Origin of the sequence: Halomonas alkaliantarctica (assembly GCF_029854215.1) — a bacterium.
Lineage (GTDB): Bacteria > Pseudomonadota > Gammaproteobacteria > Pseudomonadales > Halomonadaceae > Vreelandella > Vreelandella alkaliantarctica_A.
The window spans coordinates 1,669,271-1,690,623 of record NZ_CP122961.1 but is presented as its reverse complement, the minus strand read 5'-3'; the positions used below and the strand labels follow the sequence as shown (position 1 = coordinate 1,690,623).

20 protein-coding genes are annotated in these 21,353 nt (G+C 54.4%); 1 reads left to right on the top strand and 19 read right to left on the bottom strand.

Features of this window, described 5'->3' with window-relative positions; translation table 11 throughout:
* Positions 1 to 144: 144 nt before the first annotated feature.
* The 8 genes from QEN58_RS07635 to QEN58_RS07600 all read right to left on the bottom strand — a co-directional run bounded on the left by QEN58_RS07635 (position 145) and on the right by QEN58_RS07600 (position 7,351).
* The gene (locus tag QEN58_RS07635; RefSeq protein WP_280106513.1) at positions 145 to 546 is read right to left on the bottom strand and encodes an NUDIX hydrolase; all 402 of its coding nucleotides are present in this window, start codon (positions 544 to 546) and stop codon (positions 145 to 147) included.
* A 63-nt stretch (positions 547 to 609) separates the two neighbouring features.
* The gene (gene nrdF, locus QEN58_RS07630; protein ID WP_280106512.1) at positions 610 to 1,581 is read right to left on the bottom strand and encodes a class 1b ribonucleoside-diphosphate reductase subunit beta; all 972 of its coding nucleotides are present in this window, start codon (positions 1,579 to 1,581) and stop codon (positions 610 to 612) included.
* A gap of 134 nt (positions 1,582 to 1,715) precedes the next feature.
* On the bottom strand, positions 1,716 to 3,923 hold the full coding sequence (nrdE, locus tag QEN58_RS07625) for a class 1b ribonucleoside-diphosphate reductase subunit alpha (RefSeq protein ID WP_280106511.1): 2,208 nt from the start codon (positions 3,921 to 3,923) through the stop codon (positions 1,716 to 1,718).
* Positions 3,905 to 4,339 (bottom strand): class Ib ribonucleoside-diphosphate reductase assembly flavoprotein NrdI, encoded by a 435-nt coding sequence (nrdI, locus tag QEN58_RS07620; protein WP_280106510.1) that lies wholly within the window; start codon positions 4,337 to 4,339, stop codon positions 3,905 to 3,907. Before nrdI ends, nrdE begins: the two co-directional genes overlap by 19 nt.
* Before the next feature lie 9 nt (positions 4,340 to 4,348).
* Positions 4,349 to 4,570 (bottom strand): glutaredoxin-like protein NrdH, encoded by a 222-nt coding sequence (nrdH, locus tag QEN58_RS07615; protein WP_008956787.1) that lies wholly within the window; start codon positions 4,568 to 4,570, stop codon positions 4,349 to 4,351.
* A 250-nt stretch (positions 4,571 to 4,820) separates the two neighbouring features.
* Positions 4,821 to 5,432, bottom strand: a complete 612-nt coding sequence (locus QEN58_RS07610) for a superoxide dismutase (RefSeq protein ID WP_280106509.1) — start codon at positions 5,430 to 5,432, stop codon at positions 4,821 to 4,823.
* A 200-nt stretch (positions 5,433 to 5,632) separates the two neighbouring features.
* Positions 5,633 to 6,559: an electron transfer flavoprotein subunit alpha/FixB family protein gene (locus QEN58_RS07605; protein ID WP_280106508.1), complete on the bottom strand. Its 927-nt coding sequence runs from the start codon at positions 6,557 to 6,559 to the stop codon at positions 5,633 to 5,635.
* Positions 6,560 to 6,601: 42 nt separating this feature from the next.
* Complete coding sequence (locus QEN58_RS07600) at positions 6,602 to 7,351, bottom strand: electron transfer flavoprotein subunit beta/FixA family protein (protein ID WP_280106507.1); 750 nt, start codon at positions 7,349 to 7,351, stop codon at positions 6,602 to 6,604.
* A gap of 490 nt (positions 7,352 to 7,841) precedes the next feature.
* Between QEN58_RS07600 and QEN58_RS07595 the strand changes: the two genes are divergently transcribed.
* On the top strand, positions 7,842 to 9,506 hold the full coding sequence (locus tag QEN58_RS07595; protein WP_280106506.1) for an electron transfer flavoprotein-ubiquinone oxidoreductase: 1,665 nt from the start codon (positions 7,842 to 7,844) through the stop codon (positions 9,504 to 9,506).
* A 71-nt stretch (positions 9,507 to 9,577) separates the two neighbouring features.
* Here the strand turns inward: QEN58_RS07595 and QEN58_RS07590 are convergent, their stop codons facing one another.
* The 11 genes from QEN58_RS07590 to pabC all read right to left on the bottom strand — a co-directional run bounded on the left by QEN58_RS07590 (position 9,578) and on the right by pabC (position 21,351).
* Entirely contained in the window at positions 9,578 to 11,761 is a 2,184-nt protein-coding gene (locus QEN58_RS07590; RefSeq protein WP_280106505.1) for a putative bifunctional diguanylate cyclase/phosphodiesterase, read from the bottom strand.
* 109 nt (positions 11,762 to 11,870) lie between these two features.
* Positions 11,871 to 12,308, bottom strand: a complete 438-nt coding sequence (locus tag QEN58_RS07585; protein ID WP_280106504.1) for a phosphate ABC transporter substrate-binding protein — start codon at positions 12,306 to 12,308, stop codon at positions 11,871 to 11,873.
* Positions 12,309 to 12,319: 11 nt separating this feature from the next.
* Positions 12,320 to 13,549 carry a porin gene (locus QEN58_RS07580; RefSeq protein ID WP_280106503.1) on the bottom strand — a complete coding sequence of 410 codons (1,230 nt, stop codon included), beginning with the start codon at positions 13,547 to 13,549 and terminating at the stop codon, positions 12,320 to 12,322.
* A gap of 161 nt (positions 13,550 to 13,710) precedes the next feature.
* Positions 13,711 to 15,921 carry an ATP-dependent helicase gene (locus tag QEN58_RS07575; protein WP_280106502.1) on the bottom strand — a complete coding sequence of 737 codons (2,211 nt, stop codon included), beginning with the start codon at positions 15,919 to 15,921 and terminating at the stop codon, positions 13,711 to 13,713.
* Positions 15,918 to 16,490 (bottom strand): DUF1285 domain-containing protein, encoded by a 573-nt coding sequence (locus QEN58_RS07570; protein WP_280106501.1) that lies wholly within the window; start codon positions 16,488 to 16,490, stop codon positions 15,918 to 15,920. The genes QEN58_RS07575 and QEN58_RS07570 overlap by 4 nt, the downstream gene beginning before the upstream one ends.
* Before the next feature lie 38 nt (positions 16,491 to 16,528).
* Positions 16,529 to 17,359 carry a TatD family hydrolase gene (locus QEN58_RS07565; RefSeq protein ID WP_280106500.1) on the bottom strand — a complete coding sequence of 277 codons (831 nt, stop codon included), beginning with the start codon at positions 17,357 to 17,359 and terminating at the stop codon, positions 16,529 to 16,531.
* Between the two features lie 70 nt (positions 17,360 to 17,429).
* On the bottom strand, positions 17,430 to 17,765 hold the full coding sequence (locus tag QEN58_RS07560) for a PilZ domain-containing protein (protein ID WP_280106499.1): 336 nt from the start codon (positions 17,763 to 17,765) through the stop codon (positions 17,430 to 17,432).
* Positions 17,766 to 17,817: 52 nt separating this feature from the next.
* A complete protein-coding gene (locus tag QEN58_RS07555) occupies positions 17,818 to 18,804 on the bottom strand; it encodes a DNA polymerase III subunit delta' (RefSeq protein WP_280106498.1) in 987 nt (328 codons plus the stop codon).
* Entirely contained in the window at positions 18,795 to 19,448 is a 654-nt protein-coding gene (gene tmk / locus QEN58_RS07550) for a dTMP kinase (protein WP_280106497.1), read from the bottom strand. The genes QEN58_RS07555 and tmk overlap by 10 nt, the downstream gene beginning before the upstream one ends.
* Before the next feature lie 34 nt (positions 19,449 to 19,482).
* Positions 19,483 to 20,490, bottom strand: coding sequence for an endolytic transglycosylase MltG (gene mltG / locus QEN58_RS07545; RefSeq protein WP_280106496.1), 1,008 nt, complete (start codon positions 20,488 to 20,490; stop codon positions 19,483 to 19,485).
* Positions 20,491 to 20,538: 48 nt separating this feature from the next.
* Positions 20,539 to 21,351 carry an aminodeoxychorismate lyase gene (pabC, locus tag QEN58_RS07540; protein ID WP_280106495.1) on the bottom strand — a complete coding sequence of 271 codons (813 nt, stop codon included), beginning with the start codon at positions 21,349 to 21,351 and terminating at the stop codon, positions 20,539 to 20,541.
* Positions 21,352 to 21,353: the final 2 nt, after the last annotated feature.

The window sequence follows — 21,353 nt, the reverse complement described above, 5'->3', positions numbered from 1 at the left end:
GATTTGCGTTTAACTTTTACGCTGCCTAGCCTACCACTAATATAATAAATGACAATATTTATCATTAAGAATCAGCCGATTTCACTTACCTAGCACGCATAAAAAAAGGCGCCCATCGGCGCCCTTTCATCAAAATGTTCAACATCAGTGCTTCACTACTACATACTCTTTCGTCAGCGGCGCCAGCGGAAGTTGCCAAGCCTCTTCACGGGTCACCCATCTTGCTTCGGCGATTTCAGCCGCTGCCTCGACAGGCTCGTCAATCACAATACTAAACAGATGGGCTTTCACCGACATTCCTGGCTCATTGGCAGCTTGAGCGGCATGTACGCCCAACGGAGACAGTTGATCGCTGTTCACACTCAAGCCCAACTCTTCTTTCAGCTCACGGCAAAGCGCCTCTAACGCGCTCTCCCCCGCATCGACCTTACCGCCGGGCTGCATAAAGAAGGACGTATTGTGCTTACGCACCAGTAGCAAACGACCATCGGGATCGCTCACTATTGCTGCGGCAATTTTCAACACGTTAGCGGGGTTGTCTGGCATACCTCCTCCTTTATGCGCCTTTATCTATACCACCAGCTTATCTACTACCCACTCCTACGGCCATTAAAACGCCCAGTCGTCGTCTTCGGTAGCGACGGCTTTGCCGATCACGTAGGAGGAACCGGAGCCTGAGAAGAAGTCGTGGTTCTCGTCGGCGTTGGGTGAAAGTGCGGCCATGATGGTGGGATCCACATCGGTGACGCTGCTGGGGAACAGGGGCTCGAAGCCAAGGTTCATCAGCGCCTTATTGGCGTTGTAGTGAAGGAATTTTTTGACGTCTTCACTTAGGCCTACCTCGTCATAAAGTGACTCGGTGTAGCGCACTTCGTTGTCGTAGAGCTCAAGCAGCAGCTCGTAGGCGTAATCTTTAACTTCCTGCTGACGCGCTGGCGTCGCTTCCGCCATTGCCTGCTGGAATTTGTAGCCAATGTAGTAGCCGTGTACCGCTTCGTCACGAATGATCAGACGAATCAGGTCAGCGGTATTGGTCAACTTGGCATGGCTGGACCAGTACATCGGCAGGTAGAAGCCGGAGTAGAACAGAAACGACTCAAGAAATACGCTGGCGACTTTGCGCATGAGCGGGTCATTCGAGCGGTAGCGCTCTAAAATCAGCTGGGATTTTGCCTGCAGCGTGGGATTCTCTTCACTCCAGCGAAAGGCATCGTCCACATCACAGGTGGTACAGAGCGTCGAGAAAATCGAGCTGTAGGAGCGCGCGTGCACCGATTCCATAAAGGCGATATTGGTATAAACCGCCTCTTCGTGGGGAGTGCGAGCATCTTCCATTAATACCGGTGCCCCAACGCTGCTTTGGATGGTGTCCAGCAGTGTGAGGCCCGTGAATACGCGGATCGTCAGCTGCTTTTCTTTTTCGGTTAGAGTGTTCCAGGACTGAATATCGTTAGACAGCGGGACTTTTTCCGGCAGCCAGAAATTACTGGTCAAGCGGCTCCAAACTTCCAGGTCTTTATCATCCTGAAGCCGGTTCCAGTTAATCGCGTCAACCCGCGATAAACGTTGCATGGTATTCATATCACTCTCTCGAAGCCCGACTATGAGAGCCCGGCTGTGACAGCCGGGCTAGCAAAGCTTGTTTATAAAAAGCTGGGTTATAAAAACGAATGCTCAATAACAGACACAAGGCGAATCGGCAGAAATCAGTGCCATTACAGCGTGCAGGAAACGCAGCCTTCTACCTCGGTACCTTCTAACGCGCTCTGGCGCAGGCGAATGTAGTAAAGCGTTTTGATACCTTTGCGCCAGGCATAAATCTGCGCCTTATTGATATCGCGTGTGCTTGCGGTGTCCGGGAAAAACAGCGTCAGCGATAGGCCTTGATCGACGTGCTGCGAGGCTTCCGCGTAGGTATCGATGATCTTTTCCGGGCCGATTTCGTAGGCGTCCTGGAAGTAGTCAAAATTCGCTTCATCCAGGAAAGGCGCCGGGTAATAAACACGCCCCAACTTGCCCTCTTTACGAATCTCGATTCTCGCCGCCACCGGGTGAATGCTGGAGGTGGAGTTATTGATGTAGGAGATCGACCCCGTCGGCGGTACCGCCTGCAGGTTACGGTTATACAAACCGTGGGCCATCACCGATGCTTTTAGCTCCTGCCAATCGTCCTGGGTCGGCAGCGCGATACCGCTGCGCTCAAACAGCCCACGTACTTTATCGGTGCGTGGTAGCCACGCCTGATCGGTGTACTTATCGAAGAAGGTGCCCGAAGCGTAGGCAGAATCGGCAAAGCCCGCAAACGTATCGTTGTGCTCAATCGCCAAGCGGTTCGAGGCACGGATCGCATGGAAGGCAACGCAGTAGAAGTAGAGATTGGTAAAATCCAAGCCCTCGTCAGAACCGTAGTAGATATGCTCACGCGCCAAATAACCGTGCAGGTTCATCTGACCCAAGCCAATCGCCCGCGACTTGGCATTACCTTCGGCAATAGAGGGCACGCTGCGCAGGTTACTCATTTCAGACACAGCGGTGAGACCACGAATAGCGATTTCCACACTGGTACCGATATCACCTGCGTCCATCACCTTGGCAATGTTCATGGAGCCCAGGTTACAGGAGATGTCCTGACCGATTTGGCGATAACCAAGGTCGTCGTCATACTCGGTAGGCGTATTGACCTGAAGAATTTCAGAGCAAAGGTTACTCATGTTGATACGGCCAGCAATCGGGTTGGCGCGATTAACCGTGTCTTCGAACATGATGTATGGGTAGCCCGACTCAAACTGCAGCTCGGCTAGGGTCTGGAAGAAGGCCCGTGCATTGATCTTATGCTTGCGAATGCGCGCATCCGCAACCATCTCTTGGTACTTCTCGGTAACGCTGATGTCGCCAAAGGGCACGCCGTAAACACGCTCTACATCGTAGGGCGAGAACAGGTACATGTCGTCGTTGCGCTTGGCAAGCTCAAAGGTAATATCCGGAATCGTCACGCCCAGAGAGAGCGTTTTGATACGGATTTTCTCGTCGGCGTTTTCCCGCTTGGTATCCAAAAAGCGCAGAATATCCGGGTGGTGAGCGTTCAGATACACCGCCCCTGCGCCCTGGCGCGCGCCCAGTTGGTTGGCGTAGGAGAAGGCATCTTCCAGCAGCTTCATAATCGGGATGATGCCCGATGACTGGTTCTCGATACGCTTGATGGGCGCACCCGACTCACGAATATTACTGAGCAGAAACGCCACGCCGCCGCCGCGTTTGGAGAGTTGAAGAGCCGAGTTAATCGAACGGCCAATCGACTCCATATTGTCTTCGATACGCAGTAGGAAGCATGACACTAGCTCGCCACGCTGCTGCTTGCCGCAGTTCAAAAAGGTGGGGGTAGCAGGCTGGAAGCGGCCGCTAATGATTTCATCCACCAGTGACTTCGCCAGCGTTTCGTCGCCCCGCGCCAGGGTCAGCGCGACCATGCAGACGCGGTCTTCATAGCGCTCTAAATAACGCTTGCCGTCAAACGTCTTCAGCGTGTAGCTGGTGTAGTACTTAAACGCACCCAAGAAACTAGGAAAGCGAAACTTATACGCATAGGCCTGCTCGAACAGCGCCTTGATAAAGGCGAAGCTGTACTGGGCCAGCATCTCGGCTTCGTAGTACTGCTCTTCGACCAGGTAATCGAGCTTTTCCTCTAACGAGTGGAAAAACACCGTGTTCTGGTTAACGTGTTGCAAAAAGTACTGGCGGGCCGCTTCGCGATCTTTATCCAGCTGTAGCTCGCCATTGGCACCGTACAGGTTGAGCATGGCGTTAAGAGCATGATAATCCAGCGTGCGCGCTTCGGAGGTCGCTGCAGGCCGTTTTGGCTCTACGCTTTTAGCGGCTAAGTCGTTTGAGACTGAGTCTTTCGGCGCTAGGTTTGTCGTTTCCAAAACTCTTCTACTCCTTTGCGGACGTTGGCCACGTCGTCGTCGGTACCAAACAGTTCGAATCGATACAGCAGCGGCACGCTGCACTTTTTCGCGATAATACGGCCAGCAAGGCCATACGCTTCGCCAAAATTGGTATTTCCCGCTGCAATGACCCCCCGCAGGAGGCTTCGATTATGTGTGTCGTTAAGAAAATGGATCACCTGCTTGGGCACCGCACCCTGCTCACTTCCCCCCCCGTAAGTGGGGGTAACTAAAATATACGGCTGGGTGACACGTGGAACAGGCTCTTCTCGATTCAGCGGCAGTCGCTTTGCGGTAAAACCAAGCTTTTCTACAAAACGATGGGTATTACCTGATTTAGTAGAGAAGTACACCAACGTGCCGACTTCGGGTGTAGGTGCGCAACTTGCCAGCATTTGGATGACTTACGCCAGCGCTTGAATGCGGTCTGGGCGGAAACCCGACCAGTGATCCTCGCCGACGACTACGACGGGAAGCTGCCGATAGCCCAGCGCTTCCACTTCTTCTTGGGCGCCGGATTCAGCAGTAATATCAATAACGGTGTAATCGAGCCCTTGCTTGTCTAGCGCACGATAAGTCGCGGTGCACTGTACGCATGCTGGCTTGCTATAAATTTGAATTTCCATGGATGATCCCCTTTTCATAGCGGCATTTTTCGGGTAGAGCACATCTAGTGCTCGCCCCCTCTAGAAGACACAACGCATACTATATATAGACCATGTGAAAATCAATTCAAGCATATGTGGTATTTTTCATCCACAGGATATTGACAGCTAATGCCCTACTCTATCCCAGGCAACAAAAAAACCGCCCACTAAAAAGTGGGCGGTTTTTAACAGCGCCGGGAACCGGCGCGTCTAGCGGGTCATAGCAATTTTAGCTAATCGCAGCTTGGTAACGACGCTCAACGTCTTCCCAGTTTACAACGTTGAAGAACGCAGCAATGTAGTCAGGACGCTTATTTTGGTACTTCAGGTAGTAGGCATGCTCCCAAACATCCAGACCAAGCAACGGCGTATTGCCGTGCATCAACGGGCTGTCTTGGTTCAGGGTATTTTCTACCACCAATTTCTTTTCAGGGGTCATGGATAGCCATGCCCAACCACTGCCGAAACGGCCAACGGCAGCTTTTTTGAACTCTTCTTTAAAGGCTTCCAGACCGCCCAGCTCAGAATCGATCGCTTTTGCAACATCGCCCTGGGGGCTGCCACCGCCGTTAGGTGACATCATTTGCCAAAACATAGAGTGGTTGGCGTGACCGCCACCGTTATTGATAACGGCTTGACGCTTGGCTTCTGGAACGCGATCTAGATTGGCGACCAGCTCTTCAACCGGTACATCTTCAAGCCCTGTGCCTTCAAGCGTGGCGTTCAGGTTATTGATGTAGGTTTGATGGTGACGAGAGTGGTGAATTTCCATCGTCATCGCATCGATGTTTGGTTCGAGAGCATCATATGCGTACGGCAATTCGGGTAATGTATGTGCCATATCATCATCTCCTTGAGTGGCTTTCGTTGCTTTCAATTACCTATGTGCGGTCAGCCCGCAGCTTTTTCAACCACCGGGGTGGTTTTTCTTACCTTTTGCCCCAGTACTTTAGTCAACTATTGGCAGTTTACCTAATAGACCCGGCACAAAAAAGCCGACTTCTGGCGAAGTCGGCTTTTAGGACTTGGTAGTTCAAGCGCTTACAGCTTGCTCTCAAGCTCCGGCAGGATCTCGAACAGATCCCCCACTAAGCCGTAGTCCGCCACCTGAAAAATCGGTGCTTCGTCGTCTTTGTTGATCGCAACGATCACCTTGGAGTCCTTCATACCGGCCAGGTGCTGGATGGCACCAGAGATACCCACGGCAATATACAGATCCGGCGCAACGATTTTGCCCGTCTGGCCAACCTGCATATCGTTGGGTACAAAGCCTGCGTCTACCGCGGCCCGGGAAGCACCGATGGCGGCACCCAACTTGTCGGCAATGCCGTCGAGTAGCTTGAAGTTTTCGCCGTTGCCCATACCACGGCCCCCGGAGACCACCACCTTGGCACCGCCCAACTCGGGGCGATCCGACTGCGCCAGCTCTTCTTTGACAAAGCTGGACTGACTGTTTTCTACCACGGTATCGACCGTTTCAACCGTTGCGCTGCCGCTGGTGCCGACCGCATCAAAGCCGGTGGTGCGCACGGTGATCACCTTCAGCGTATCGTCGCTTTTCACCGTCGCAATGGCGTTTCCGGCGTAGATCGGACGCTTGAAGGTATCGGCGCTGTCCACGGCGATAACGTCCGACAGTTGGCTGACGTCTTTTAGCGCGGCTAAACGCGGCAACACGTTTTTGCCGGTGGTGGAGGCACTGGCCAGCACGTGGGTGTAGCCATCGGCCAGTTCGACCAGCAGTGCGCCCATGGGCTCGGCGAGCTGGTGGGCGTAAACGGCGTTATCCGCGACGCGAACTTTGCTTACGCCGTCGAGTTTGGCGGCGGCTTCGGCGGCGGCTTGAACGCCTTCACCGGCCACCAGAACGTCAATATCGCCACCAATGGCTTGGGCGGCCGCCACGACGTGGGCGGTGGCAGCGGCCAGTTGGCCTTCGTGTAGATCCGCAAGTACCAGAATGCTCATGGCATCAACTCCTTTCAAAGCGCTTGTAGCAAAGTACTTGTCTCAAAGAACTTTGGCTTCGTTTTTCAGTTTGTCGATCAGCTCGTCTACCGAGGCGACTTTGACGCCGCCTTTGCGCTCGGCGGGCGACTCCACTTTGAGCAGACTGACCTTGGAGGCAACCTCGACGCCGAAGTCGGCGGGGGTTTTCACATCCAGCGGCTTTTTCTTGGCCTTCATGATGTCGGGGAGCTTGGCGTAGCGCGGCTCATTCAAGCGCAGGTCGGTAGTGACAATCGCCGGTAGCGTCAGCGCGATGGTTTGCAGGCCGCCGTCGATTTCACGCGTCACGCTCACCTTGTCGCCGTCCACAGCCACTTCAGAGGCGAAGGTGCCTTGGGGCAGGCCGGTCAGCGCGGCGAGCATTTGGCCGGTCTGGTTGTTGTCGGTGTCGATGGCCTGTTTACCCAACACCACCAACCTCGGCTGCTCTTCTTCGACCACTTTGGCCAGCAGCTTGGCCACGGCCAGGGATTCGGCGCGCTCGTCGGTTTCGATATGGATGGCGCGGTCTGCCCCCAGCGCCAGCGCGGTACGCAGCTGTTCTTGGGCGGTTTTGGGCCCTACCGTGACGGCGACGACTTCTGTCGCCACGCCCTTCTCTTTCAGGCGTACCGCCTCTTCCACGGCAATTTCGCAGAAGGGGTTCATGGCCATTTTGACGTTGGTAAGATCAACGTCAGAGTGATCCGCTTTAACGCGGATTTTGACGTTATAGTCGATGACGCGTTTCACCGCGACGAGTACTTTCATAGGTTCCTCGCTTGGCTTGTCGTAAAGCCGTTACCCTGAGACGGCACCCGCCCGGCGGATACCCTTTTTTAAGATGTGTATCGGAGACTTACTGGCAATTTCCCAACAACGATTCGCCTGCCCCAATACGGGCGCTGCCAATAGAAATGGCGGCGCTTTTAAATTCAATCAAGCGTTTGATAGGTGCGCAATTGAAAAACCCTGCCAATTTGCCATAGCCTGCCACAAAGCGACAACACCTTATACTGAATAGTCCTCTACGGCCTTAGTCGTAGCACTGAAAGATGTTTGGCGAAGCAAACTGCCAATAAATGCCCCTTTCACCATCGTAGGCGTGACCTGACACAGGTATTATGCCTATCATGGGGCATAATCAGAAGCAAACGACCGTTTTAACTTAAGGCCGACTTTTTATAAGCTAGTTCCCCGAGGTTACCCTTAGGTTAGCTTTATAAACACTGGCACTTAAAGAGAATAAAGGAGAAACCGGGTGGAAACTGTTGAACGCGATGTAATGGACTTTGATGTCGTCATTGTCGGTGCGGGCCCATCCGGGCTTTCCGCCGCATGCCGACTGATGCAGCAGGCCAACGAGGCTGAGCAAGAGCTAACGGTCTGCGTCGTTGAGAAAGGCTCAGAGGTTGGCGCACATATTTTATCTGGCGCGGTCTTTGAACCTCGCGCACTGGCGGAACTTTTCCCTGATTGGAAAGAGCGCGGCGCGCCGCTCAACACCCCGGCGATTCGCGACGATGTCTATTTGCTCAAAGACGCCGAAAAAGCGCAAAAAGTACCTAACGCCTTAGTACCTAAAAGCATGCATAACACCGACGGCGAACTTACCCGCTATGTGATCAGTGCAGGCAACCTGTGCCGCTGGCTGGCGGAACAGGCAGAGGGCCTAGGGGTAGAAATCTTTCCAGGCTTTGCCGCCCAAGAGGTCATCATTGAAGACGACGCCGTGCGCGGCATTCTGATTGGCGATATGGGTGTCGCCGCCGATGGCACCCCCAAAGATGGCCATATGCCGGGCATGGAACTGCGCGCCAAGTACACCCTGTTTGCCGAAGGCGCGCGGGGGCATTTAGGTAAGCGCTTAATCAAAGACTTCTCACTCGATGCAGGTCGCGACCCGCAACACTACGGTATTGGCCTTAAAGAGCTTTGGGATGTGCCTGCCGACAAGCATGAGCCTGGGCTCGTGTTGCATGGTTCTGGCTGGCCATTAGATAAAAACGCTCACGGCGGCTGGTTCCTTTACCATGCGGAAAACCAGCAGGTGGTGGTGGGTTTGATTATGGATCTGGGTTACCAGAATCCATGGCTCTCGCCCTTCGACGAATTTCAGCGTATGAAGCATCATCCGGTACTTAGTCAGTATCTGGAGGGTGGCAAGCGCGTGGCTTATGGCGCCCGAGCGATTACCAAGGGGGGCTTTAACAGCCTACCCAAAATGACCTTCCCCGGTGGACTATTGATTGGCTGCGATGCGGGCACCCTCAACTTTTCCAAGATCAAAGGCCTGCACACCGCCATGAAATCTGGCTTGGTTGCCGCGGAGAGCGTATTCGAGGCGATAAAAGGTGGTGATGAAGGCGCCCAGGAGCTAACGAGTTTTACCCAGAAATGGGAAGCCAGCTGGGCCTACCAAGAGCTTAAAGAGAGCGCCAGCTTCGGGCCCGCGATCCATAAATATGGCACCGTGGGCGGCGGAGCGTATAATTTTGCTCACCAGTTATTGGGTAACAAGCTGCCTAACGTCCACGACACCACCACTGACTATGGCGCCCTCCAGCCTGCAGCCGAGTTTGAAAAGATTAACTATCCCAAACCGGACGGCAAGCTCTCTTTCGACAAGCCTACCTCGGTGTTTTTGTCGAATACCAACCATGAAGAGGATCAGCCGTGTCATTTGCGCCTGGACGATCCTGAGCTACCCATCCGCGACAATCTGCCCAAATATGCAGAACCGGCGCAGCGCTACTGCCCGGCTGGTGTTTACGAAGTGGTGGAGGATAGCGCGGGGCAGCCACGCTTTCAGATCAATTTCCAAAACTGCGTACACTGCAAAACTTGCGACATCAAAGACCCAGCGCAAAATATCACCTGGGTAGCACCAGAAGGCGGTGGCGGCCCCAACTACCCCAATATGTAAAGAAGTCGGCTAAAACCTGTGCACTGCTTGCCCGGCATTGGCTGTAAAAGGGTAAGCAGTGTCAACCTAAGCTACTTTTCCCTTTCGCAGCTCTGCTCTGCTGACAACGGTCTATTACTATAAAAGCCATGAAAAGAGAGACTGGAGTGTCTGCCTATGAAGCGGGTCTTCTCATGAGAAGCGACCCCTTTCGCGAACACCTGCATACCCAGAGACTTACCCAGCTCAATGACCGATGCCGATAACTGCTGGTCACGACGAGTGCCCGAAAGACGCTTAACTAAAGACGAACTTACTTTTAACGCATCCACAGGCAAAGCGTTTAAGTCAGATAAAGAAGAATACCCTGTACCAAAATCATCAACGACTATCTTAACCCCCAGTTTTTTAATCTCGGCAAAGATACTTGCCGTACGCTGAACATTCTGCAGCAGCATGCTCTCTGTAATTTCCAACTCAAGTAGCTTGGGATTCATTCGGGTAGTGGTTAATGCTTGCTTGATACTCTCTACAAAGCTGTTGTCGTAAAATTGACGTGCAGAAATATTCACCGCCATTGTTAATGCGGGAAACCCTTCGTGTTGCCACAACATGTTTTGCCTACAGGCATTTTCAAGCACCCATTGACCGATAGGCATAGCCAAGCCGCTCTCTTCAGCCAGGGTCATGAATTGGGTGGGTTCCAGTAAGCCAAGCGTTGGATGCTGCCAACGAAGCAATGCCTCCATGCCAAGTGTGTTGCCTGCTTCGATGTCATGCTTTGACTGGAAGAACAATCTAAACTCATGATCTGCAAGCGCACGATGCAGACCAGACTCCAAGGTTAAACGCACATCCATTTCCGCACTTAATTCGTCAGTATAAAACTGGGCATTGTTTTTACCCAGTTGCTTCGCCTGATACATCGCCATATCGGCGCTTTTCAATAATGTTTGCTCGTCAAGCCCGTCGAACGGATACAGCGAGACGCCAATACTTACCGAGACATGACACTCCTGGCCGGCCAGCATAAAGGGCTCCCTAACGGAGGAGAGAATTTTTGTGGCGATGGGTTCAACCTGCTCTCGTCGGCCGACCTTACTCAAAAGGATGACAAATTCATCCCCCCCCAACCGAGCGACGATATCACTTCCACGCACCGAAGAGGTCAGTCGTCTAGCCACTTCTTGCAGAAGATGGTCGCCGGCGTCATGACCCAAGGTGTCATTGATTAACTTAAAGCGGTCAAGGTCCAGGAAAAGCAGCGCGAAGGAGTCACCATGGCGACCGCCAAGCTTCACGGCCTGAGTAATCAGGCGACTCAAAAAGGCTCGATTGGGCAAATCGGTTAGCGTGTCATGAAAAGCTAAGTGCTCAACCTGCTGGGCATGCAACACACGCTCTTCCATTACCCGCTGCCGCGCCCGCTGAAGTTGCCAGCTCAAACGGCCGAGTATCGCCAGAATGATGAGCAGCAGGCCGCTTGTCCATCCTGCCCGCTGCCAATAGTTTCGCGCAAGCTGTTGAGCCGCATCCAAATGCTCCTGGGCAGAGAGCCCTACGACAATCGAGAGGGGAAAATCGTACAGTTTGCGTACCAGTGTGTAGCGCTCAACACCTTGCCAGTGGGTCAGAAAGGGATCGCTAACGGCATCCAGTGTGCTACTTTTCCAAGCTTCTATATCCATCAGTTCGCCTGTATGGATAGTATCTCCTGAACGCCTGACGCGAACGATGCCTTCAGAGCCCACTAGTGCCAGCATCCCCTGCTGGCCCAACGACCGAACTTCATAACTGCTCACAAAGTAATTGGCATCAATAGCGATAACGACCCAGCCCGAGCTTCCCTCTTGCTCAGGCATTAATGGCCGGGTAAAGGTCAGCTGCTTTTCCTGATAAGCATCTACCTCCCCCACTGCTAGGTAATCGTCGCCCAGTGTTCGTTGTGAAGGCGGCATTAGGCGCTGCCCAAGCAGACCCGAATTAGTAGTCTCGATAACCATGCCCTGCTCATCAACAATGCTGATGGTAAATAGCAGTGCTGGCGGCAATAACCGCTGCTCATTTAACACACTGAGGACGCTTGCATGATCGGTACTGTTGGCGGTAAAACGTACTAATTTCAGTGCGGTGTCAATTTCTCTTAAGGCTCTTACCACCAGCGCTTCATAAGTATCGGTAATTTCTCCTACCGACAGCTCTGCCTGACGCTCAATGGCCATACGTTCTTTATTGACTAAAAAGTAAGCACTTCCCCATATAACCAACAACATCATCAAAGCCACTAGGCTAAATAGTACCAGTGGCTCTACAAGATGATGTGACCATCGATTAATGAAGCTTTTGGATGGGATGAAACGGCTAGGGCCTGTTTGATCATTGAGGCTACTCAATTGTCACCACTCTCAGACGCTCATCAAGAAAAGAAGGCTCTATATAGCCCAGTGCTTTTGCATCACCGGCGAGTCGCTCTACTACTGCGCGACTATCAGCCAGCGCTTGGGGCGGCTGACCTCGCCCGGTAAATATCTGTCTAGCCCAGTGTGCCTTGATTTGCGCCGGCGTTTGCCCCGTGTAGTGAATATAGAACTCACTTCTCGCCGCCGTACCTTCAGTCTGATCCAAGGGCACCACTTGTACTCCGTTGGCTATTAGCGTGCGACGTCCTAAATAAATATCCCTTAAATCGCTGCTGGTAAGGCGAGTAAAGGGTGCCTCGGCTGACACAACCACCAACACCTCGGCCGCGGCAGGGTGATTAACCATAGTCAGCGCTGCCCCCAATAGCAGGCTGACCAAGTGTGCAGTAAGTCGTTTAAACATTGCCACTCTCCTTAAAACACAAAGTCGAGCGCAAGGCTGAACAAGTTAATGCGTCCACCTGGGGTAAACTCGGGCTGTTGATTGATCAGCCCCCCCGATGACTCCGAACGCATATCGATATGATCGTACTGGGCCGTAAAAGCCATACCTGGCCTAAAATCCCAGCGAGCCCCAAGCGTAATACTCTCTTGCTGCATTCCGCTGGATATGAACTCATTCAATACGCCATTGAGTAACTGCGCGCCTTCGGCAAAGGGCGATGGATAAAGGGCAGCATTCAACCCCGGCTCTGACGTATTGCTGGTGATTTTTGCTCGCGCCACACCCACATACGGCGTCCACTCGGCTATACGGTAGCCGAAAGTCATGTAAGCCCCTTCATGGTCCCCTAAAAGAGAAGGAGACGAAGAGCGCGCCCACTCTCCCATAACAAACCATGAGCCAGGGTCATAACCCACCCCTAAACTCAGTAGGCTCGTGCGCTTGCCATCAACTTCGTAGCGGCTAGCAAGCTCTTCACCAGATAGGCCAAAGAGACGGTATGCATCGAAGAATTGTGAAAGTTCATCCGCGCTCACTTTCAGCTCGCCGTAGCTGGCAAACAGAGTAGTGTCCCCCCAATGAGTGCGGTGTGAAATTCCCCAAGAGTCGCTGGCGTCGATACTACCCGTTTGGTAATCAGCGCTGCCACCACCAAAATTCAGCTGCAGTTCGTTAGTGCTGCTCCCACTGTGGTATCGATAGCGCACATCAACGCCATCAAAATTAGCCACCGGGATTAAACGGTAAACTTCTTGCGGTGGTCTTATCCAAGGCGTGGCGTAGTTAACTTTACGGTGTTCAGAGGACATAAATGAGCTCTGCACCATACGCCCAACTCTGAAACTAAAATTAGGGGTAATGTCGTATTGAACATTGGCCCATTCAATTTCAGGTGCGAATGAGCCGTCGTATCGCTTTTCGCTGACGACCTGCAAAACGGAGGAGAGCTGAGGCGTCATACGTAACGTAGCTTGAAGGCCTAAGCGGCTATCAACTTCAGCGCTCCAATCATGACTATACCCTGCACCTTCTGAAGCGAAGGGGTCAGCCACGAAGTCAGCGTTCTGCTCGTCAGAGTGAACAACTCCAAGAGTGCCAAAACCATTAAATCCTAGGCTAGGCAGCGTGCTGTCAGCAAGCAAGGTGCCGCTTTGGGTGAAGATCAAAATGGCGCAGAGCCAGGTGGCTTGCCTTACCATGCCCGTTCCCTATTTCATAAGTAATTATGTTATGAGCTGCTGAGTATTAGTTAGGTGGGAGTGTAGGTATTAAATCGGCAGGACCAAGCTAAGTCAAACTGTCCTAAAGCTTAACTCGACGTCAAATGTAAAAAAGTGTGTCATATTGGCTCACCCTCGACTTACCCAGCAAGCGTTGAACCATTTTCGAGTAGCTCAATGGGTGCGCGGCGGGCAATAAGCCGCCTGCGCCCTGCCTGATCAAAGCGCACATCAATGACCGGGTCGCTGGCACTCCCCTCTACCGCCGCCACTTCACCCTCACCAAACACTGCATGGTGAAGGCGCTGACCAGGGTAAAAACGAGTATCTGTCGAATAACCTGCCTTGGCTTCTTCAACCTGAGTCGCAGCCAGCACAATATCATCGCGCCCCAGCCGCGCTAGATAGCGCTCAACCAGCCGCACAGATGCCACTTGCAGCGAAGCCGCTGGCGGACTTTGACTGGCTAAGCAAGAGGCTACCCGCATACTATCCTGCCAGGCGCTTTCGGCAATAAAGCGACTAGGGCGGTGCACGCCCCCATCATGGAGCACTAATAGCTGCTCTTGGGCGCGAGTGATGGCCACGTAGAAGAGCCGCCGCTCCTCTTCAAGGCGTTCATCACTGAGCGGGTTATCGCGACTGTAGTGGGGAAAGTCTTCTTCGTTAACCCCAGCCACCGCAACCAGCGGCCACTCAAGCCCTTTGGCACCGTGCACGGTGCTAATCAGCACGCCGCTCGCCTGGTTTTCTACCGGGCGCTCAAGCAGCTCGATAAACGCATCTGGGTCCTGCACGCTTTGCGCTTGTTCAATCAGCACGTCGAGTAAGCGAACATCTTCTTCGCCTTTGTCCCGCCTTGCTGCCGCACGCTTAAGCGTTTTTTCCGCCTCTATGCTTTCCACCACATGCCTGAGTAGCTTGGCGGGTGGCCACGCACTTAGCTGTGGAAGCTCACAAAGCAGCACCCAGCGTTTTTTAAGTGTGCGCCGTTGGATCGGCTTTAACGTCGTTAATATGGGGTCATGCCGCTCAGGCCACTGCTGGGTAGTGGCCAGCTGCTGGGCTAAACGCTGTAGTCGCTCGCGGGCAACGAAGGGGGTCGGCTGTGAAAGCAGCAGCAGTAGTTGCTGCGGGTCGCGCAGAAGGTCAGGACGACGCGACAGCTTTAAATACCCCGCCAAGGCCTGCACCAGCGGCAGACGAAAAACAAAACGATCCTCGCGCTGAAGCCGAAACGGTATCCCGGCCTGTAGCAGCGCCAATTGGAACGGTACCGAAAGCGCCCAGCTGCGCACCAGCAAGCTGGCTTCGTTAAACGCCCGCCCCTGGGCCTGCCAGTCCATCAACGCGTCAAGTAGCAAACGACTCCCCTGGCCAACTGAAACGCGGGTCTCCGGGTTATTAGCCGCGGCAAGGCACAGCTGATTAGGACGGCGCTGATTAGCGGCAATGGCATGATTCGCGGCCAGCGCCAACGCATGGCCGTGCCGAAAGGTGGTCGATAGCGGGTAATCGGTTGCCTCGCCAAAGGTAGCGGTAAAATTTTCCAGCATGGTGTCGGGTTTGGCACCGCGCCACTCATAAATACACTGGTTGGCATCGCCGACTGCCATTACTTCGGCACGAGTACCCACCAACACGGATAAAAGTCGCTGCTGTGCGGCGTTAATATCCTGATACTCGTCAATAATGACATGGTCGAGAAATCCCTCAACGCGGCCACGTAAGGCACTATCCGCTTCTAGCGCCAACAGTGGACGATAAAGCAGATCGGCATAGGTCATCACGCCTTCCGCCTCCAATAGCCTTTCTGCTTCGGCAAACGCCGCTGGAAAGTAGTCGGTATCGGGGTCAAAATTCAGCCGCTCATAGAGCGCTTCCGGAGTGATCATTTCTGCTTTAACCAAGCCGCAGAAGTGAGCTAAGGTTTCTAGCCGATCCCCTTCCAGAGCTGCATCCCGGCGCTCAACTGTATCACGCAGTACATTAAGACTCGCCTGGCGAAGCAGCCTTTCCAGCTGCCAATCGGCGGACAATAGCTGGCGCGGCGCAAGCGCGCCCCAGCGGCATAAGCTTTGAGTTAAGCGGTGCCCCAGGGAGTGAAAGGTGCGGACATCGGGCAATACCTGCCCGTTAGATGACATTGCGGCTAAACGACGCTGAAAATCATCCTTCGCAGAGCGGTTAAACATCAGCACCAGGATACGTTTTGGCGCCACGCCACTGGCCAATAGATGTAGCACTCGGGCGGCCATGGTGGTGGTTTTACCTGCCCCGGCCACTGCCGCCACCCTTGCATGCCCCGCCGGGTGATTGACAACGGCTTGCTGCTCAGCGGTTAACTTCACGGCGCCTCGCCAATCAGCTCATTATCAATCTGCCCCAGCACAAACCACTGCCCGGCACTCTCTAGGCCTAGTTCACTCTTACCGTTTCCTATCTCTCGGGCTTCCGCGGCCTCAACCAGTTGGTAATAGACATTGCGGTGCAGCCTAGCCGCCAGCCCAAAACGCACCGGCAACTGCGGGACCGCCTCGTCTTGAGGGGTTAAGGTGATAGAGAGCGGATGCTTGGCGTCTAAACGAACAACATCGTCAAACTGAGTGATAAACCACCAGGCACCGTCACGGAAGTCAGCTTCGACTGCCACCAGCGGCAGGTCTTCGACCTTTATCCGCCAGCGTTCCATCGGCGTGACCAGGCAGTAGCCCTCGTCATCAAGGCGCAGCAGCGTTGCCAATAGGCGTGCTACCTTGGGGCGGGCAAACGGCTGGCCTTCGTGCGACCAGCTACCGTCGGCGTGAATAACGATATTCATATCGCCAGAGAGCGCTGGGTGCCAGTCATCGAGCGGTGGAATAGTTCCAGCGCGCTCCTCGTCTCCGCTACCTTGCTGCAGCAATCGATCAATATTCATCTCGCCCACCTCGCTTGAGCGTATTCAGGGCGCATCGGTTACAGAAGCCCAGAGTGCGCCAGCGCCTCTTTGACGTGTTCCGGTGCATCGGGAGCCGCGGCACGAAAGAGCTGATAAAAATTGGCGGTCGTCTGCATGGCCACTTCATCGACACTGATGCCCCGCTCCTGGGCGATGCATTCAGCCACTTGCACCACCCAAGCAGGCTCGTTGGGCTTGCCGCGATGAGGAACGGGTGCTAGATAAGGGCTATCTGTCTCAATCAGCAGGCGATCCAGCGGAAGCTGACGGGCAAGTTCACGCAGCGGAGCAGCATTGCGAAACGTGATAATCCCCGATAGCGAGATATAAAAACCCAGTCTCACCGCCTCACGGGCCATCGCCATATCTTCAGTAAAACAGTGTAATACACCACCCACGCGCGGGTCGCTATATTCACGCAGCAAGGCCAAGGTTTCCTCTTTGGCTTCGCGGGTATGAATAATCACCGGCAGCTCTAACTCACGCGCAGCGATTAAGTGACGCTTGAAGCGCTCGTGCTGAATCTCGATAGGCACGCTGTCTTGGTAGTGGTAATCCAGGCCTGTTTCACCGATAGCCACCGCCCCATACTGCTCCGCGGCCTCTTTAATATCCGCAACGCTGGGTTCGCTCTCACTGTGGTGCAAGGGGTGTAATCCAGCGGAAATTGCCACATCGTGATGGGCGCGGGCAATGGCCGCCAGTTGCGGCATATCTTCTAACGTAACCGCTACAGCAAGAAATTGACTGACGTGGGCAGCACGAGCGGCTGCCAGGGTGGCGGCTATATCGCCCCCATGGGTCTGGTCGGATAAACGATCTAAATGACAGTGTGAATCAACAAACATACAGGTCTCGACAACGGCTAAGCCATAAACACAATGATCATTGCATTCAAAGCGTAAGCGACGGTTTGATTCAGAGCGTGAACGATGGAGCTGCTTTATCTAACTGACCGGCAAGCAGCGTCTCGATTCGGTCACGCACAGGATAGTCTTGCTGGCTGAAATGCAGGCCGATGCCCGGCATACGGCGGCCACTCACCCCTTCCGGCGATACCCACACCACTTGACCGGTCACAGACAGGCGCTCGCTTTCACCCGGCAGTGTGAGCAGCAAAAACACTTGTTGACCAAGCGCGTAAGGGGTCTGAGTAGGTACAAAAATCCCTCCACGATCCAGAAAAGGCATGTACGCGGAAAGCAAAGTCGACACGTCCGGTACCGTTAGAGAGAGCGCTTTCTGAGCTGCCATGACGACCTCGCTGCACTGTTTTGAACAGCCGTGGGAGATTGAACAAATACCGCTATGAGCGAAGCAGTGCCGCCCATCGCACCAACCATGCTTCAAGCACTAACTGAGGATTGGGGTTTGCCCCCACTGCCAACAATCGCCGCTGTTCGCGGGCATAGTCGAGCAGGCGAAACCAGTCCTGAACGCGGCCATTTTTAACTGCTTGACGATAGAGCGGCTCTAGATCGGGGTTATGCAACACAGCCCCTTCCCCAGATAAACCGAGACGGATCAGGTCTTCCAGCCAGGCGATACCGTACCACAAGATGGCATCAATCGCCTGGCGATCCAGGCGTGCAGCCTCTGAAACAGGCTCGGCTCCGCGCACCAACTGCTCAAAACTGTCGTGAATTTGATGGCGCAAGGCGCGCTCTTCGGGTGCCGCAAGCTCTAAGGCGAGCAGCGGCAGGCCACCCGCTACCTGCCACCAGAAGTAGGCTTCGTCGGCGCTACCCAACTGCTCAATTAACCATCCACGACACGCCTCAAAGTCAACGCTGGGCAGTGACCACTGCTGACAGCGGGAACGAATCGTCGCCAGCATCCGCGAAGGCACGTCTGAGAGCAGAATAAACAGGGTTTTATCACCGGGCTCTTCAAGGCTTTTGAGTAGCGCATTGGCGGCGGCAACGTTCATTGCCTCGGCGGGCGAAACCACAATTACCCGGTAACCGCCCTGCTGAGCCGTTTGCGAAACAAAGCGATTAACCTCGCGAATCGGGTCGATGCGGATTTGGCGCTTACCCTCTTCAGGCGAGACCCGCAGCAGATCTGGGTGATAGCCCGATGCGAGCATCGCGCAGCTATGGCAGTGGCCGCAGGCTTGGTCCGCAGGCGAGGCGCATAGCGTTCGCGCAATTAACGCTTCTGCCAACTGCTGCTTACCCACGCCGTGGGCGCCGTGAATTAACAGCGCATGAGGCATACGCCCACTATCAGCCAAGCGGGTCAAATGCTGCCACGTGGCTTGATGCCATGGCATTACGCCGGTTAACGCCATGCAGCAACCTTCGTTAATAGGACTTGTCGGATTTGGCTTTGTACCTCATCCAGTGCGTATTGTGCATCGATCACCGCAAAGCGCTCCGGCGCTTCTTCCGCTCGTGCCAGGTAGCCATCCCGCACTGCCTGGAAAAAGTCAGCCTGCTCCTGCTCGAATCTATCCCGCTGCTCGCGGCGATCATGCAGGCGCGACTCTAAGCGCTGTTTTGCAGCCTCTTTGGGCATATCGAGCAGCAGGGTTAAATCGGGCGACAGCCCCTGCTGAACAAAATCTTCCAGCACGGCGATACGCTCCTTGGCAATGCCTCGCCCACCGCCCTGATAGGCAAAGGTGGCATCGGTAAAGCGATCACAGACTACCCACGCCCCTCTCGCCAAGGCGGGGAGTATTTTTTCGGCCAAGTGCTGCGCTCGCGCGGCAAACATTAGCAGCAGCTCAGCGTCGACGTGCAGCGGCTCTTGGGGTGCAGGATCCAGCAGCAGTGCGCGAATAGCTTCGCCACGTTCGGTACCGCCTGGCTCGCGGGTACGCACCACTTCCAGACCCTCGGCTTCCAAACACTCGGCGACAAAGCCCACATTGGTGGATTTACCCACGCCTTCGCCGCCTTCCAGCGTAATGAAGCGTCCACGCTTACTCATCATGCTCCCTTAATGTGGTGATCAGTCATGGCTATTATCGGTTGCGGATATAGCGATTAACGGCATTGTTATGCTCCCGCAGCGTACGCGAGAAGTGGTGTGTACCATCCCCACGAGCAACGAAATAGAGCGTCTCGCCAGGTAATGGATTCACCGCCGCCTCTAAGGAGGCGCGCCCCGGCATGGCAATCGGCGTGGGCGGTATTCCGTCAATCACATAAGTGTTATACGGCGTGGCCTCGCGGATATCGGCGTGGGTAATGCGCCCTTCATAACGCTCACCCATCCCATAAATAATCGTCGGGTCAGTTTGCAGCCGCATGCCCCGCTCCATGCGGCGCTTGAAAACTCCGGCAATTTCGCGCCGCTCCTCGGGCGCACCGGTTTCCCGCTCAATTAACGAGGCCATGATCAGCGCCTCGTAGGGAGTCTCAATGGTTAGGTCGTCCGCGCGCTCTTCCCAAACGTCTTCAAGAATTCGCTCCATCCGCTCCAATGATTGGCGCAGGATATCAACATCGCTCATACCCAGGTGATAACGATAGGTATCGGGAAAGAACCAGCCTTCGGGGAAGGTGTCTTCTCGGTCGAGTAGCGTCATCACCTCTGCATCGCTCAACGCCGCAGTGCGATGGTCGAGTTTCGGCGCAGCATCGAGCAACTCGCGCATCTGTCGAAAAGACCAGCCCTCTGGAATGGTCAGCGAGTAGGTAACCACCTTATTGCTACCCAACAGTGCCATCATTTCCAGACCGCTCATATCCGGCAAGAGTTGGTACTCACCGGTACGCAGCTGCGGCACGCGCTCCGGTTCGACCCGCGCTAGCAAGCGAAACGCCCAGGCGTCTTCCAGCACGCCCTGCTCTTCCAATTGCGCCACTACCCGATTAAAGCCCGCACCAGACGGCACTTGGTAAAGCATTGGCTCATCAATCGTTAGCGGTGCCTCTAGTCGGCTCTGCCAATAGAAATAACCGCCTGCTGCAGCTGCAGCGCCAACCAACACTAACACCACTAAAGCGGTTAATAACCGTTTCACCATGACACCTCTGAGAAAATTACAGGCCGATATCTAAACAAACATTGCTGTTTAAGTAACACCCAATAGCTGATGCGCCAAGCGCTGGAACGGGTCTGGCTGACTCAAGGGCCAGGACTGTAGCAGCGAGCCATCCGCTGCGAATAGTTTAGTAACTTGCCATACACCCTGGACAGAGTTTGCCACCCAGAGTCGTTCGACATTAGCGAGTTGATGAAGCGAAAGCGAAGCCAGAGCGATAGCACCGTGTTCAAGCAATGCAGCGCGCAGCGTGCCAGCCACGCCGCACTGATCAAGCTGAGGCGTTAACACCTCCCCCGCCCGCTGCCAAAAAACATTCATGCTAGTGGCTTCTACGACAAGACCTTCACTATCGGCCAGCACACCTTCGGCAATAGTGGCATCGCTCCACTCTTGGCGGGCCAGCACGTTTTCCAGTCGATTTAAGTGCTTGATACCCGCCAACCGGGGCTGACGGGCAAGCTGCAAGTCGCAAAGACGTACCGCCACCCCCTTCTGCCAGCGCTCAACCGATGGTTGAAACGGCGTTCGACGGCTAAGCAGATGCGGCGTTACCTGATCGGGCTGGGCATAGCCACGGCCGCCACTGCCCCGCGTCAGAATGAGCTTTAGCACTTCGAATTCAGCGGTGGGGCCGCCCTGCCAAGTGGCGTCAAGCGCTTGCTGGCAAGGTAACGGTATCCCTAGGCGATGACAGCCCTTCGCCAGACGTGCAGTGTGATAGCGCCACAGTACTGGCTTTCCCGCGCGCAACAGTACCGTTTCAAAGAGGCCATCCCCGTACGCCAGCCCACGATCATCAAACGGCACAGATTGATCATCCGATAACGTAGGCGGCAGCATCG